Source organism: Micromonospora echinofusca (assembly GCF_900091445.1).
Lineage (GTDB): Bacteria > Actinomycetota > Actinomycetes > Mycobacteriales > Micromonosporaceae > Micromonospora > Micromonospora echinofusca.
The window spans coordinates 2408159-2422469 of record NZ_LT607733.1; the positions used below are offsets into that span (position 1 = coordinate 2408159).

Here is a 14311-nt window from a genome sequence, read left to right on the forward strand (position 1 = left end):
GAGGATCCTCGACCGAGGCCTGGCCGGTCGCCGCCCGGGTCGTGTCCGGCGGCTCAACCGAGGCGTACCTGGGCCGGTCGTTCGGGCCGGGTGGCGCCGTCCAGCGTCGTGCCGACCGGGACGGCGGGCCGGGCCGGTACGACGGGCGCGTCCCGGCCGGTGCCCCGGTGGCCGTCCCCGTCGTGGCTCGACTCCTCGTGGTAGTCCTGCTCCACGTTGACCGACCACACGTCGTGCCGGGTGCCGCAGGCGATGTTCTCGGCGGTGAGCATCGCCGTCAGCATCGAGTGGTCCTGGTTGTTGTAGCGGTGCATGCCGTTGCGGCCCACCGGGTGCACGTTGGGCACCTCGCGCGCCAGCCAGTCCCGGATCACGTCGACGTTGTGCTGGTAGCGCTCGTCGTAGACCGGGTACGCCTTCGGCATCCGCACCACGTACCCGGCCTCGACCACCCCCGGCCGGACCAGGCCGAGCCGCTCCAGTTCGGCCGTCGCGGCGGCGACCAGCTCGGCGTCCGGCGTACGCCAGGTCTCGTCGTCCTCGAACACGAAGTACTCCAGGCCGAGGCAGGTGCGCCCGTCCTTGACCAGGTGCGGCGACCAGGAGCCGAAGTTCTGGATCCGGCCGACCTTCACCGCCGGGTCGTGCACGTAGATCCAGTTGTCGGGGAACGAGAACTCCGCCGGCACCACCAGCGCGACGGTCAGGAAGTCCCGGTACCGCAGGTCGGCGGCCGCGGCCAGCACCTCGGGCGGGGCCGCCGGGCGCAGCGCGGCGACCAGCTCGGAGATCGGCATCGAGGAGACGACGTGCGTGGCCGGCTCGGTGCGCCGCCCGCCGGCCCCGTCGACGGTCACGGCGACGGCCCGCCGCCGCTCCGGGTCCCGGTGCACGGCGGTGACCCAGGTGCCGGTGTCCACGCGGCCGCCGCGCCGGCTGACCTCCTCGGCGCAGCGCTCCCACATCATGCCGGGGCCGAGCTTCGGGTACTGGAACTCCTCGATCAGGCTCGTCACGTCCTTGCGGTTGCGCCGGGGCAGCACCGCGTTGCGCACGGCCTTCGCCAGCGACAGGTTCTTGATCCGCTGCGCCGCCCAGTCGGCCTGCAACCGGTCGGCCGGCATGCCCCAGACCTTCTCGGTGTACGTCTTGAAGAACATCGAGTACAGCCGCCAGCCGAACCGGGCCGAGACCCAGCCCTCGAAGTGCGACTGGTCCTTCGGCGGGCGCAGCCGGGCCCGCGCGTACGAGCCCATGCACAGCACGGCCTCCCGTACGCCGAGGTTGCGCAGGGCGTTCGTCGCGCTCAGCGGGTAGTCGAACAGGGCCCCCCGGTAGTAGATCCGGCTCATCCGGGGGCGCAGCAGGAAGTCCTCGTCGGGCAGGATCTCGTGCCAGAACTCCTCGACCCGGGCCACCTTCGTGAAGAACCGGTGCCCGCCGATGTCGAAGCGCCACCCGTCGCGCTCGACGGTGCGGCTGATCCCGCCCACCACCTCGTCGGCCTCGAACACCCGCACCGGGCTGTCCCGCCGCAACAGCTCGTACGCCGCCGTCAGGCCCGCCGGCCCCGCGCCGATGACCACCGTGCCGCGCTCCTCGCCCATGCCCGTCGCCCCCTGCTTCCGCCTCCCGGAGGCGGCCCGCTTACCCGGCGGCGGCCGGAATTCACCCCGGATTCCCGTCCGTCCCCGCCAGCCGGACCGTCGGCGGCGGTCCGGCCCCGCTCGCCGCGGCGGCGGGCGCCGGGTCGCCGTGCGTTCCCGCGACGCCTCGTGGCCCCGCCGCCCCGCCGCGCGGTCGACAGGCGCGCGGGCGCGGCGACGTGTCAACGAGGCCGGAACGGGGATGTGGCACCGGGTCGGACGGCCGGATCGGGAGACGCGTGATGGACAGTGGGCGGGCCGTCGCGCAGCGGCGGTGGCGCGCGGCGTCGGCGCGTGGGCTCGAGCTGCGGCGGGCGGCGGCGCGGGCCGCCGGGCGGGTGCCGGCGCCCTGGCCGTACGTCGTCGGCGTCTTCCTCGGCACGAAGATCGTCCTCAGCGTCGTCGGGGTGCTCGCGCTGAGCGCCTTCGACGAGGTGCCCTGGGCGCCTCCGCCGGACGAGACGACGATGCGCGAGCAGCAGCGCGCAATCTCCGGGCACCGCGCGCTCGCGCTCTGGTTCGCCTGGGACTCCTTCCTCTACGACCACCTGGCGCAGCTCCCGCTCGACGAGCCGTGGCGCGAATTCGGCTTTCCCCTGCTCTATCCGTTCCTGGCCCGCCCGCTGGCCCCGCTGCTGGGCGGGGACACCGCGCTGGCACTGCTGCTCGTGGCCAACGTCGCGTTCCTGCTGATGCTCTTCTACGCCCACCGGCTGGGCGAGCGGCTGCTCGGCGACGATGCCGCCGCCCGCCGGTTCGTCCGCTACCTGGTTCTGCTGCCGGCCGGGTTCCTCTTCCAGGCGGCGCTGACCGAGTCGCTGTTCCTCTGCCTCGCGCTCGCGACCTTCCACTACGCCGAGCGGCGGCGCTGGCTGCTCGTGGGCGTGGTTGGCTTCTTCCTGGCCTTGAGCCGTTCGGTGGGGTTCTTCGTCGTGCTCCCGCTGGCCCTGGTGCTGCTGCGCCAGCACGGCTACCGGCTGGGCCCGCGCGCCTGGTGGGGGTACGTGCGCGCGGGCTGGCCGCTGGCGCTGCTGCCCGCCGGCTGGCTGACCTTCATGGCGTTCTGCCGGTGGCAGAGCGGTGACTGGTTCGCCTACAAGCACGCCCAGGAGAAGGGCTGGGGCATCCGCGTGCAGAACCCGCTGGCGGTGCTCTGGCACGGCCTCACCGGCAGTCCGCCCCGCGACGCCCTGCGGGTGTGGGTCGCCGTGCTGGTGCTGGTGGTGCTGGTCGCGGGCGCCCGCCGGCTCGGGCTGCCCTACCTCGTGTACGGGCTGACCATGGTCATGGTGCCGCTGTCGATGGGCCCGCCGGTGTACAAGAGCCTGCTGCGCTACCTGATCGCCGTCTTCCCGGTCGGCCTCGTGCTGGCCCGCTGGGCCCGCCACGCCGGCGCCGACGCCTGGCTGACCGCCGCCCTGGCCCTGCTCCAGGGCGCGCTCTTCGTCACCTGGCTCGCCTACTGGACCCACTTCATCATCTGAGCCCGCCTACGCCTGCTGCCCGCCCGCCGGGGCGTCCAGCGTACGGGCGGCGACCGCGCGCACCAGCTCCTCGGACAGCGCGGTCGAGACCAGCGCCAGCCGACTCGCGTCTGCCTGCACGTCGGCCTGTGCGACCGCCATGCTCTGGGACTCCAGGGCCGGATCGACCTCACGCGTCGCCGTCGCCCCCGAGGCGAAGCGCCGTAGCGCCACCAGGATGGCCGCGGCCTCGCCGGCGGCGTCGGCACGCTCGCGGCTCCAGCCGGCCGCCACCGCCCGCTGTCGGGCCGCGCCCGCCACGGACTCGTCGAGCGGGCCCAACGTACGCAGGCCGTCGCTGATCTCGACGCAGCGGCGGTAGAGCCGTTCGCCCAGGCGCCACGCCCACCGGGAGTCGGCCTCCGGCCGGCGCGGGGGATGCAGGGCGATGCTCGGCATCGCCCGGTACAGCAGGTACCACAGCGCGTGCAGGTCGCGGTGCGTCGCGTACCTGCGCGGCCAGGCGCGGACGCCGTCGGCCGCCTTGCGTACCGTCGCCAGCACGAAGCTGGCCCCGATCAGCGACACCGACAGCATGATCAGCGTCTGCGTCGCGGCCGGCTCGGGCCACGGTGGCGCCACGCCGGCCAGCTTGAGGCAGATGAACAGGGCCTTGTGCGCGACGAACCCCGCACCGAAGGCCGCACCGGCACTGAGCAGCCGCATGCTGGTCCTCAGCCGGGCGCCGGCGTAGCGCGCGTATCCGGCGGACACCCGCAGGATGTCCACGACCGTCACTCCGAGGCAGGTCAGGAACGCGAGCATGTAGACGCCGACCGGGGGCAGGTCGCCGTACCGCTCGGCGAAGTGCAGGGGCTCGGCCTCGGGGAAGTCGGCCCGCGAGAACGCCGCGACCATCACGCCGAACGCGACGGCGAGGAACACGCCTCGCCGCGCCATCAGCCGGCGTGCCCGCCCCGGGTCGCCCAGGTGCAGGAAGAGGAACTGGATCGCCGCCGCGGCGAGCAGCGCCGAGCCGTGCTCCACCAGCTTGGCGAGATTGGGTACGCCCGACACCCGGTCGATCAGGCTGTGCACCGGGGCCCACCCGGCAGTGACGGCCACCCCCATTCCCAGGCAGATCCCCGCGCTCGCCAGGATCCTGGGGTTCGCCGGGTCTCGGCCCAACGCTCTGAGCTTCACCAGGAACGCCACCGCGGCGACGAATGCGGCGACCAGATGACCGACCGTGACGAGCATGTGGATCTCCCGCCTAGTCCGTCAACGTCGCGGCGATGCGGTGCATGACGGCGGCCGTGACGCCGCCTAGCTCGTCGAAGGCCACGGCCTCGCCGCCGCCGTCGAGCCGTGCCCCCAGGTACGTCGCCAGCAACTCGGCGTCGTGCTCCTGCTGCTCGTCGAACGTGGCCGGGGAGCGGGCGAGCATTCCGTGCGCAGCCGCCGTCTCACCCGCCCCGCCGGACGCCACCGCCCGCGCGGTGTGCCGCAGGGCGATGTGCATCAGCTCGTGCAGGATCGTCTGGACGCGCAGCACGGGCGGCGCGTCGCGGCTGAACAGGACGTAGTCGGTCCCGGGCGTCGCCACCCACAGCCCGCAGGGCCCGACCCGCCCGTCGACGCTCATCGCGGCGAGTTGGATGCGCCGGCCGCGCGTGGTCTCGAGCGCGGACACCAGGCCCCGCACCGTCAGCGGCGTCGGCAGGTCCACGTCGAGCTGGCGCAACAACCGCTGTCTCCGACGCCGCCGGTGCCACATCGCCTGCCGTCACCCTCCCCGCCGGGCCGCCAGCCCGAGAGACCCCCGTGTCGTGTCGCCCGCCCCACCGCGTCCACCCCGGACGTTCGACGCTCGTGCCGGCCGCGACGGCGCAGGTGCGGGCAGCATAGCCAAGCGCGACGACACTGTGACGCCCGAGCGGGGCGGAGCGTGACAGGTCGCGCCCGCGGTGTGCCCGCCTCCCGGGGCGGTCGGCAGAATGTGGGCCGTGCAGGACGTCATCGACCGCCCCGACCGCCGTACCAGCAGGTGGCTCGCCCGGGCCGTCACCGAGGCCTTCGCCCCGGCGCTGCTGGCCGCGCTGATGCCCGTCGTCGTGGGCCTGCACAGCGCGTCGCCCGTCGGGGTGGGCCTCGCCTGGGCCCTGGTCGGCTCCCTGTTCTGCTCGATCATCCCCAACAGCCTGATCTGGTGGGGCGTCCGCCGGGGCCGGCTGACCGACCACCACATCCGGCGACGGGAACAGCGCCGGCGGCCGCTGGCGTACGGGCTGCTGTCCGTGCTGGTGGGCCTCGCCGTGATGATCGGTTTCGGCGCCCCCCGCCCGGTCCTGGCGATGGTCGTCGTCATGTTCGCCCTCGGCCTCGCCGTGACCGTGGTCAACCTGGCGTGGAAGCTCAGCATCCACGCGGCCGTGGCGGCGGGCGCGGCGGCCGTGCTGGTGATCGAGTTCGGACCGGCGCTGCTCGCCTCGGCGCCCGTGGTGGCGCTGGTCGGCTGGTCGCGGGTGCGCCTGCGCGACCACACCGTCGGTCAGGTGGCCGCCGGCACCGTCGTGGGGACGCTCATCGCGGCCCCCACGTTCCTCCTGCTGCGGTGACGGGGTGGTGGGAGCCCGCCTACGCCCGGCCCCGCCCCGTGGTCTTGTTGCGTGCCTCCAGCGCCGCGACCTGCTCCACGATGGCGCGCAGGCTCGCCCTGGGCGCCCCCGGTGGCATCCGGCGCGCCAGGACGGTGATCGTCTCCAGGTCGGGGTCACCCTCGCCCTCGCCGTCCGCGGCCACCGTGTCGAAGAAGTAGCCCGGGGAGACCCGGAAGAAGTTGGCGAGCTGCTGGATCGCCGACCGGGTGGGATTGTCCCGCTCCCCGCTCAGCAGGTAGTTGACGTAGCTCGTCGAGAGCCCGGTGGCCCTGGCGACCTCGTCCGGCGTGAAGGGCTTGTCGCTGCCGGGCCGGCGATGCGTCTCGAAGAGGTGCCGCAGCCGGTCGGCGAAGGACGTCGATCCGCTGGCCTTGCCGCCGTCGGCCATGACCACCCCTCCTGCTCCGACCCGGGAACGCCCACCATAGTGGTTGGACGCGGCAGCGCCGCCACAATGGTTGCGGGCCGTGGCGGACCGTGCTTGACTGACCACGCCGACCACTGTTGTGGCAGTGACACCGTAGCGGACAACCATAGTGTGCGACAGATCACCCGCACCGGCATGTGTCGACTCCGCGCCGGCGCGTCGGCCGATGACCGCCAGGCGCGGCACGGGGGGACGGAATCGGGGGATGCGCAAGCCGCTCAGGGCGCGCACCTCACCGCACGCCGAGAAGCAGCCGGCAGGGGGACCGCAGCCGGTACGGCCGCGCGCATCCGGGGGGCCGTCCCTCAGAGCGGCCTGGCGCCAGGTGGCCCCGGGCGCCCACGCCCGGGGCCACCGACCACGGGTGTCCACGATGGCCGGTCGGCCGTCGGTGGCCGCAGGGGCGTCAGCCGGCTGACGCGCCGGATCCGGCCGCCCGTGGGCGGACCGGGGTGATCTCGGGGGCCGGCCCGGTGCTGTCCCGGCGCACCACCTCGGCGGGCAGCACCTCGACGCGGGGCGCCGCCGCCCCCGGGTCGAGCGCCAGCGACATCGCGCGGGCCCCCATCTCGACCAGAGGCAGCCGGACGGTGGTCAGCGCCGGGGTGACGTCCCGGGCGACCGGCATGTCGTCGAAGCCGATCACGGACACCTGCCGGGGCACCGGAACCGACCGGGAGCGCAGCAGCGCCAGCGCGCCGATGGCCATCGAGTCGTTGAGCGCGACGATGGCGGTCAGCCCCGGGTCCGCGTCCAGCAGGGCGGCGGTGGCCGCGACGCCGCCGTCGCGGTCGAACTCGGCGTGGCGTACGCGGTGCTCGGGCAGGCTCAGCCCGTGCGCGGCGAGGGACTCCCGCAGCCCGGTGAGCCGGTCGGTGGTGGTGGTCAGCACCGCCGGCCCCGCCACCACCCCGATCTCCCGGTGCCCCAGTTCGTACAGCTCCGCGCCGATGAGCCGGCCGCCGGCGCGGTTGTCCGGCATCACGGCGTCGCCGGAATGCTCGTGCCGGCCGATGACCGCGACCCGCCCGCCGGTCGCCTCGTACGCGGCGAGCTTCTCGTTGAGCAGGCGGGTGAACTTGGCGTCGTGGTAGCCCGAGCCGGCCAGGATGATGGCGGCGACCTGCTGGCCGCGCAGCAGCTCGACGTACTCCAGCTCGCGGTCGGGGTCGCGGTAGCTGTTGCAGATCGTCAGCAGCCGGCCCTGGTCGGTGGCGACCCGTTGCAGGCCCCGGGTGATCTCGGCGAAGTACGGGTCGGAGACGTCGTGCACGATGACGCCCACCGCCACGCGGTGCGAGCGGGCCAGCAGTTGGGCGTGCGCGTTGGGCACGTACTGCAACTCGGCGACGGCGCGCAGCACACGCTCGCGGAGTTCCTCGGTGACGGGCTTGCTGCTGCCGTTGATCACCCGGGAGGCGGTCGCGGGCGAGACCCCCGCCCGTCGGGCCACGTCGGACAGGGTCGCCACAGCCGCCCCCTCGGTCGCTTTCTCGACGGCCGTGCCCGGGTGCCGGCCATCCGTCACCGTACCGCAGCGAAAGCCCTTGCCCGCCCCGGCGCCCCGGCGGCGGCGCCTGCCGCGCGACGGGGCCGCACGGCCCCTTGCCTGAGGCGGGAGGCGTTCCCTACGCTGCCCAGGAAAGCGCTTGCCTGAGATGCGTCGTCGGGGACCTCCCGGCGGCGGAGCAGGCGTGGCACAGGTCGTCGCCCGCCGCTCGGCGGCGCCCGCGGAGGGAAGGAACACCATGACCCGCAGGTCGATAGGGATCATCGTCAACGGCGTCACCGGCCGGATGGGCTACCGGCAGCACCTGGTGCGCTCCCTGCTCGCCATCCGCGAGCAGGGCGGCGTGCCCCTGACCGACGGCACGTCCATCTGGCCCGAGCCCGTCCTGGTGGGGCGCAACGAGACCAGGCTCCGCGAGATCGCCGAGCGGCACGGCCTGACCGACTGGACCACCGACCTGAGCGCCGCACTGGCCCGCGACGACGTCGAGATCTACTTCGACGCCCAGGTCACCCAGCAGCGGGAGAAGGCGATCCGCCGGGCGCTGGAGGCCGGCAAGCACGTCTACACCGAGAAGCCGCTGGCCGAGGACACCGAGGGCGCCCTCGACCTGGCCCGGGCGGCGCGCGCCGCCGGGGTGCGTACGGGGGTGGTGCAGGACAAGCTCTTCCTGCCCGGGCTGCGCAAGCTCAAGCGGCTCATCGACGGCGGCTTCTTCGGCCGGATCCTGTCGGTGCGCGGCGAGTTCGGCTACTGGGTCTTCGAGGGCGACTGGCAGCCGGCCCAGCGCCCGTCCTGGAACTACCGCGCCGAGGACGGCGGCGGCATCGTCGTGGACATGTTCCCGCACTGGCAGTACGTGCTGGAGGAGCTCTTCGGCCGGGTGCGCACGGTCAGCTGCGTCACCGCCACGCACGTGCCGCAGCGCGTCGACGAGTCGGGCCGCACCTACCCGGCGACCGCCGACGACGCCGCGTACGGCATCTTCGAGCTCGACGGCGGCGTGGTCGCGCAGCTCAACTCCTCGTGGTGCGTACGGGTGCACCGCGACGAGCTGGTCGAGTTCCAGGTCGACGGCACCGAGGGCAGCGCCGTGGCGGGGCTGCGCGGCTGCCGGGTGCAGCACCGGGCGGTCACCCCGAAGCCGGTGTGGAACCCCGACCTGCCGGTCACCGAGGCGTTCCGGTCGCAGTGGACGGAGGTGCCGGACAACGAGGAGTTCGACAACGGCTTCAAGGTGCAGTGGGAGGCGTTCCTGCGGCACGTCGTGGCCGGCGAGCCGTTCCCGTGGGACTTCCTGGCCGGCGCGCGCGGCGTGCAGCTCGCGGAGCTGGGCCTGCGCTCGGCGCGCGAGGGTGCCCGGCTGGACGTCCCGGAGCTGGACCTGTGAGCGCGAGGAGTGAGCCGGGGTTGCGAGCCCCGCAGCCGCGAACGGAAGGCGGACCGGTGCGCGCGGTCGAGGTGGTGTTGCCCGGTGGACGGCGGTACCGGCTGCGCGGCGGCGCCGGCTTTCCGCGCCCCGCCGGGCCGCCGACCAGCCGGATCGCGTACGCCGCCGCGCACGTGGTGGCCGATCCGACGGCCGAGAACGTCCCGGGCGCCCCGGCCGTGCTCGACTGGGAGCGCACCCTGGCCTTCCGGCACCACCTGTGGTCGTACGGCTTCGGGGTGGCCGAGGCGATGGACACGGCGCAGCGCGGCATGGGCCTGGACTACCCGGCCACGCGCGAGCTGATCCGGCGCAGCGCCGCCGAGGCCCGCACGGTGGGCGGGAGGATCGTCGCCGGGGTGGGCACGGACCAGCTCCCGCCCGGTCCGGCCGGGCTGGCCGAGGTCGCCCGCGCCTACCGCGAGCAGCTCGACGACGTGCGGGCCGCCGGCGCCCGCCCGGTGCTGATGTGCAGCCGTCACCTGGCCGCCGCCGCCCGGGGCCCGGAGGACTACCTGCGGGTGTACGACGAGCTGCTGACCGCCGCCGACGAGCCGGTGGTGCTGCACTGGCTCGGTCCGATGTTCGATCCGGCGCTGGCGGGCTACTGGGGCTCGACCGACCTCGACGCGGCCGCCGACGCCGTGGTCGAGCTGATCAAGGCCCACGACACCCGGGTGGACGGGATCAAGGTCTCCCTGCTGGACGCCGACCGCGAGGTGGCGTTGCGCCGCCGGCTGCCGGCCGGGGTGCGCCTCTACACCGGCGACGACTTCCACTACCCGCAGCTGATCCGGGGCGACGCGAGCGGACACTCCGACGCGCTGCTCGGGGTGTTCGCGGCGATCGCGCCGGCCGCCGCCGCGGCGCTCACCGCGCTGGACCGGGGGGACCTGGCGTCGTACGACGCGATCTTCGCGCCGACGGTGCCCCTGGCCCGGCACGTCTTCGCGGCCCCCACCTGGCACTACAAGACGGGCATCGTCTTCCTTGCCTGGCTGGCCGGGCACCAGGACCACTTCACGATGGTCGGCGGGGCCCAGTCCGGGCGCTCGCCGGCGCACCTGGGCACCCTGCTCACCCTCGCCGACGCCGCCGGGCTGCTGCCCGACGCGGAACTGGCGGCGGCCCGCGCCCGGGCGGTGTTCGCCGTGGCGGGGGTGGACCAGTGAGGGGAGACGGCGCGCACGCCCTGCGGCGGTTCTCGTTCAACCAGGCCACGTCGCAGCACTGGCCGCTGCCCGAGGTGGTCGCCGGCTGCGTCGCCGGCGGCGTGCCGGGCATCGGGCTGTGGCGGGAGCCGGTCGCCGCGTACGGGCTGGCGCGCGCCGCGAAGCTGGTCCGCGACGCCGGCCTCGAGGTCACGTCCCTGTGCCGGGGCGGCTTCTTCACCGCCGACGGCTGGCGGGAGGAGAACCTGCGGGCCATCGAGGAGGCCGCCACCCTCGGCACCTCGGTTCTCGTGCTGGTCTCCGGCGGTCTGCCGGCGGGCAGCCGGGACGTCGACGGCGCCCGCCACCGGGTGGCCGACGCGATCGCGGAGCTGGCGCCGCACGCCGCCGCGGCGGGGGTGACGCTGGCGATCGAGCCGCTGCACCCGATGTTCTGCGCCGACCGCTGCGTGGTGTCCACCCTCGGCCAGGCGCTCGACATCGCCGAACGGTTCGACCCGGGCGTGGTCGGGGTCGTCGTCGACGCCTACCACGTGTGGTGGGACGACACCGTGTACGCGCAGATCGCCCGGGCCGGGGCGCGGATCGCCGCGTTCCAGGTGTGCGACTGGGTGACGCCGCTGCCCGAGGGGGTGCTGCTCGGCCGGGCCCTGCCCGGCGACGGCTGCATCGAGCTGCGCCGGCTGCGGGAGGCCGTCGACGCGGCCGGCTACTCCGGGCCGGTCGAGGTGGAGGTCTTCTCGGCCGAGGTGTGGGACCGGCCGGGTCGGGAGGTGCTGGCCGCCTCGGTCGCGGGATACCTGCGCCACGTCGCCTGAGGACGCTCCCGGCCGGCCGGGCGGCCGGCCGGGAGCCGGGCGAGGATGAGGAGGTGACCGACCGACGGGTGCACCTCGACGATCTCGGCGCGTGGCTCGTCAAGGGCAACGCGGACGGCAGCGACCTGGCCGACCGCCTCGCCCGCGAGCCGAGGGTGACGAGCTGGTGCGTACGCCCCGGCTACCGCACCCGGCTGATGCGCGCCGGTCAGCCGGTGGTGCTCTGGGCCAGCGGCAGCCGCGGCCGGCTCGCGTACGGCGTCTGGGGCGTGGGGCTGGTGGCCGCCGCCGCGGTGCCGGGCGAGCCGGGCGCGCCCTGGTCGGTGCCGCTGGACCTGACGGTCCTCGACGCCGCGCACCGCGTGCCCCGGGAGCTGCTGCGGGCCGACGCCCGGCTGGCCGGGGCGGAGGTGCTGCGGCAGCCGCAGGGCGCCAACCCGTCCTTCCTCACGGCGGCCGAGTTCGCCGCGCTGCGCGAACACCTGCCGCCGGGCTGACGACCCGGGGCCGCCGTCTTCACGCCACCCGTCCGGCTCTCTATGATCGGTGAAAACTGTCGCCAGACAGCCGGTGGAGAGCCGGCAAAAACCTACAGGCGCGACCGGCGCGCCGGGAAGGGTGGGCATGGCGCTGTCCGCGACCGTCCTCGCCGAGCTGCGCGGCATCGTCGGCCCCTCGCACGTGCACGACGCGGCCGGTGACCTCGTGGCGTACGCGCGGGACGCGACGCCGCTGTTCTCCCACCGGCCGGACGCGGTGGTCTTCCCGGCCGACACCGCCGAGGTCTCCGCCGTGCTGGCGCTCGCCACCCGGCACCAGGTGCCCGTGGTGCCGCGCGGCGCCGGCTCCAACCTGTGCGCCGCGACCGTGCCGCTGCGCGGCGGCATCGTGCTGGTGCTGACCCGGCTCACGACGATCCTGGAGGTCAGCGCCGACGAGCTGCTGGCCCGGGTGCAACCGGGCGTGACCAGCGCCGCCCTGGCCGACGCCGCCGCCGCGCGGGGGCTGCTCTGGGCGCCCGATCCGGGCAGCCGCACCGTCGCCACCGTCGGCGGCACCATCGCCACCTGCGCCGGCGGGTTGCGCGGCCTGAAGTACGGCGTGACCCGCAACTACGTGCTGGGACTGGAGGCGGTGCTGCCCACCGGCGAGGTGATCCGCACCGGCGGGCGGCTGTGGAAGGACGTCGCCGGCTACGACCTGACCCGGCTGCTCACCGGCTCCGAGGGCACCCTCGCCGTGATCACCGAGGCCACCGTGGCGCTGCTGCCCGCCCCGGCGTCGGCGAACACCGGGGTCGCGTACTTCCCGACGCTGGCCGACGCGGGGGAGGCCGTCGCCCGGGTGATCCGCGCCGGTGTGGTGCCGGCGACGCTGGAGTTCCTCGACCGGGCCTGCATCGCGGCCGTGGAGGACTTCGCCCACCTGGGGCTGCGCGCCGACGCCGGCGCGCTGCTGCTCTTCGGCGACGACGGCCCGCCCGACCTGGTCGCCGCCCACCTCGACCGGATCGGCGCGGCCTGCGTCGAGGCCGGCGCGGTGGAGGTCACCACGGCCCGCGAGGTCGCCCAGGCCGAGGCCCTGCTGGCCGCCCGCCGCTGCGCGCTGCCGGCGCTGTCGCGCCGGGGCGGGGTGACGATCCTGGAGGACGCGACCGTGCCCCGGCCGCGGATCGCCGAGATGGTCGACCGCATCGACGCCATCGCCGCCCGGCACGGCGTCGCCATCGCCACCTTCGGCCACGCCGGCGACGGCAACCTGCATCCCACCTGCGTGCTCGACTCGGCCGAGGACCATGAGGCGGTACGCCGGGCCGAGGCGGCCTTCGCCGACGTCTTCGCCGCCGCCATCGACCTCGGCGGCACCATCACCGGCGAGCACGGGGTGGGGGCGGCGAAGCTGCCGTTCCTCGCCGCCCGCCTCGGCGACGACCAGCTCGCCCTGCTGCGGCGGATCAAGACGGCCTTCGACCCGGCGGGCATCCTCAACCCCGGAAAGCTGGGATCATGACGGGCGACGTGTTCGACCCGGAGCAGCTGTCGCGCTGCATCTCCTGCGGGTTCTGCCTGCCGGCCTGCCCCACGTACGCGATGACCGGCGACGAGGCGTCCTCGCCGCGCGGCCGGATCACCCTGATGCGCGCGTTGCAGGACGGCTCCCTGCCCCCGGACGACGCCACCCTGGCCGAGCAGTCTTCGTTCTGCCTGGGCTGTCGGGCCTGCGAGCCGGTCTGCCCGGCGGGCGTCGAGTACGGCAGCCTGCTGGAGCAGTGGCGGGTGCACCAGTGGCGGGGCTGGCGGCGGCCGCTGGTGGCCCGGGCGCTCATGCTGCTCGTCGAGCAGCGCTGGCTGCTGCGGCTCTCGGGCCTCCTCCGCCGCGCCGCCCGCGGCCGGCGCGCCACCCCGGCCCCGACCGCCCTGACCCCGACCGCCCCGGCCTTGGCCCCGGCCCGGCCGACCTCGGGCGCGGCACCCGCTCCGGGGGCGGCCCCCGGGTCCGCCGCCCCCGCCGGGCCGGGCGCGCAGCTCATGCTGGGGTGTGTGGAGCGGGGGCTCTACCCGGCGGTCAGCCGGGCGGCGCACGCGCTCGCCCCCGAGCTGGCCGTCCCCACCGCGCAGGGCTGCTGCGGCGCGCTGCACGCGCACAACGGCGACCTGGCCGGCGGCGAGCGGCTGGCCGAGCGCCTCGGCGAGGACCTGCCCGGCACGATCGTCACCACCTCCGGCGGCTGCGCCGCGCACCTCGCCTCCGTGCTCGGCGCCGACCGGGTACGCGAGCTGTCCACCTGGCTCGCCGGCCGGCCCACCGGCACCGAACTGCGCGTCGACGGCCGGCGCGCCCGGGTGGCCCTCCAGGACTCCTGCCACCTGCGCAACGGCCTCGGCGTCTTCGCCGAACCCCGGGCGCTGCTGCGCCAGGTCGCCGACTACGTGGAGCTGCCCTCGGCGGCCACCTGCTGCGGGGCGGCCGGCACGTACTCGCTGCTGCGGCCGAAGGAGTCGCGGCGGATCCTGGACGCGAAGCTCGACGAGATCGAGGCCGCCGGGGTGGACCTCGTGGTGACGGTCAACCCCGGCTGCCTGCGTCAGTTGCGCACCGGGCTGCGCCGACGTCGGTCCGCCGTACGGGCCGTGCACCTCGCCGAGCTGCTCGCCCGCGTCCAGTCGCCGACGTCACCCGCCTGAG

At 75.1% G+C, this 14311-nt stretch carries 13 protein-coding genes; 8 read left to right on the top strand and 5 right to left on the bottom strand.

Going from position 1 to position 14311, the window contains the following annotated elements; translation table 11 throughout:
- Nucleotides 1-53: 53 nt before the first annotated feature.
- Entirely contained in the window at nt 54-1607 is a 1554-nt protein-coding gene (locus tag GA0070610_RS10675; RefSeq protein ID WP_088999877.1) for an NAD(P)/FAD-dependent oxidoreductase, read from the bottom strand.
- A gap of 281 nt (nt 1608-1888) precedes the next feature.
- On the opposite strand from GA0070610_RS10675, the gene GA0070610_RS10680 reads away from it, so the two are divergent.
- Entirely contained in the window at nt 1889-3130 is a 1242-nt protein-coding gene (locus GA0070610_RS10680; RefSeq protein ID WP_231926051.1) for a hypothetical protein, read from the top strand.
- 6 nt (nt 3131-3136) lie between these two features.
- On the opposite strand, the gene GA0070610_RS10685 is transcribed toward GA0070610_RS10680, so the two are convergent.
- A complete protein-coding gene (locus GA0070610_RS10685; protein ID WP_088999878.1) occupies nt 3137-4369 on the bottom strand; it encodes an MAB_1171c family putative transporter in 1233 nt (410 codons plus the stop codon).
- A 13-nt stretch (nt 4370-4382) separates the two neighbouring features.
- The gene (locus tag GA0070610_RS10690) at nt 4383-4856 is read right to left on the bottom strand and encodes a hypothetical protein (RefSeq protein ID WP_157747118.1); all 474 of its coding nucleotides are present in this window, start codon (nt 4854-4856) and stop codon (nt 4383-4385) included.
- A 259-nt stretch (nt 4857-5115) separates the two neighbouring features.
- On the opposite strand from GA0070610_RS10690, the gene GA0070610_RS10695 reads away from it, so the two are divergent.
- The gene (locus tag GA0070610_RS10695; protein ID WP_089003412.1) at nt 5116-5727 is read left to right on the top strand and encodes a phosphatase PAP2 family protein; all 612 of its coding nucleotides are present in this window, start codon (nt 5116-5118) and stop codon (nt 5725-5727) included.
- A 19-nt stretch (nt 5728-5746) separates the two neighbouring features.
- Here GA0070610_RS10695 and GA0070610_RS10700 read toward each other — a convergent pair whose 3' ends face one another.
- Both GA0070610_RS10700 and GA0070610_RS10705 read right to left on the bottom strand, forming a co-directional pair.
- A complete protein-coding gene (locus tag GA0070610_RS10700) occupies nt 5747-6157 on the bottom strand; it encodes a helix-turn-helix domain-containing protein (protein ID WP_089003413.1) in 411 nt (136 codons plus the stop codon).
- 445 nt (nt 6158-6602) lie between these two features.
- Entirely contained in the window at nt 6603-7667 is a 1065-nt protein-coding gene (locus GA0070610_RS10705) for a LacI family DNA-binding transcriptional regulator (protein ID WP_088999880.1), read from the bottom strand.
- A gap of 277 nt (nt 7668-7944) precedes the next feature.
- Here GA0070610_RS10705 and GA0070610_RS10710 point away from each other — a divergent pair, with 277 nt between their 5' ends.
- The 6 genes from GA0070610_RS10710 (at nt 7945) to GA0070610_RS10735 (ending at nt 14310) form a co-directional block, all read left to right on the top strand.
- Nucleotides 7945-9096: a Gfo/Idh/MocA family protein gene (locus GA0070610_RS10710; protein WP_088999881.1), complete on the top strand. Its 1152-nt coding sequence runs from the start codon at nt 7945-7947 to the stop codon at nt 9094-9096.
- Nucleotides 9097-9152: 56 nt separating this feature from the next.
- A complete protein-coding gene (locus tag GA0070610_RS10715; RefSeq protein WP_088999882.1) occupies nt 9153-10307 on the top strand; it encodes a dihydrodipicolinate synthase family protein in 1155 nt (384 codons plus the stop codon).
- Nucleotides 10304-11125 carry a sugar phosphate isomerase/epimerase family protein gene (locus GA0070610_RS10720; RefSeq protein ID WP_231926052.1) on the top strand — a complete coding sequence of 274 codons (822 nt, stop codon included), beginning with the start codon at nt 10304-10306 and terminating at the stop codon, nt 11123-11125. The genes GA0070610_RS10715 and GA0070610_RS10720 overlap by 4 nt, the downstream gene beginning before the upstream one ends.
- Before the next feature lie 53 nt (nt 11126-11178).
- Entirely contained in the window at nt 11179-11622 is a 444-nt protein-coding gene (locus tag GA0070610_RS10725) for a hypothetical protein (RefSeq protein ID WP_088999883.1), read from the top strand.
- Nucleotides 11623-11749: 127 nt separating this feature from the next.
- Nucleotides 11750-13135, top strand: coding sequence for an FAD-binding oxidoreductase (locus tag GA0070610_RS10730; RefSeq protein WP_088999884.1), 1386 nt, complete (start codon nt 11750-11752; stop codon nt 13133-13135).
- Nucleotides 13132-14310 carry a (Fe-S)-binding protein gene (locus GA0070610_RS10735; RefSeq protein WP_088999885.1) on the top strand — a complete coding sequence of 393 codons (1179 nt, stop codon included), beginning with the start codon at nt 13132-13134 and terminating at the stop codon, nt 14308-14310. The genes GA0070610_RS10730 and GA0070610_RS10735 overlap by 4 nt, the downstream gene beginning before the upstream one ends.
- Nucleotide 14311: the final 1 nt, after the last annotated feature.

Bases quoted from the DNA above. Each gene is read 5' to 3' on its own strand.
- GA0070610_RS10675 (WP_088999877.1), bottom strand. From the start codon at position 1,607: ATGGGCGAGGAGCGCGGCACGGTGGTCATCGGCGCGGGGCCGGCGGGC.
- GA0070610_RS10680 (WP_231926051.1), top strand. From the start codon at position 1,889: ATGGACAGTGGGCGGGCCGTCGCGCAGCGGCGGTGGCGCGCGGCGTCG.
- GA0070610_RS10685 (WP_088999878.1), bottom strand. From the start codon at position 4,369: ATGCTCGTCACGGTCGGTCATCTGGTCGCCGCATTCGTCGCCGCGGTG.
- GA0070610_RS10700 (WP_089003413.1), bottom strand. From the start codon at position 6,157: ATGGCCGACGGCGGCAAGGCCAGCGGATCGACGTCCTTCGCCGACCGG.
- GA0070610_RS10710 (WP_088999881.1), top strand. From the start codon at position 7,945: ATGACCCGCAGGTCGATAGGGATCATCGTCAACGGCGTCACCGGCCGG.
- GA0070610_RS10730 (WP_088999884.1), top strand. From the start codon at position 11,750: ATGGCGCTGTCCGCGACCGTCCTCGCCGAGCTGCGCGGCATCGTCGGC.
- GA0070610_RS10735 (WP_088999885.1), top strand. From the start codon at position 13,132: ATGACGGGCGACGTGTTCGACCCGGAGCAGCTGTCGCGCTGCATCTCC.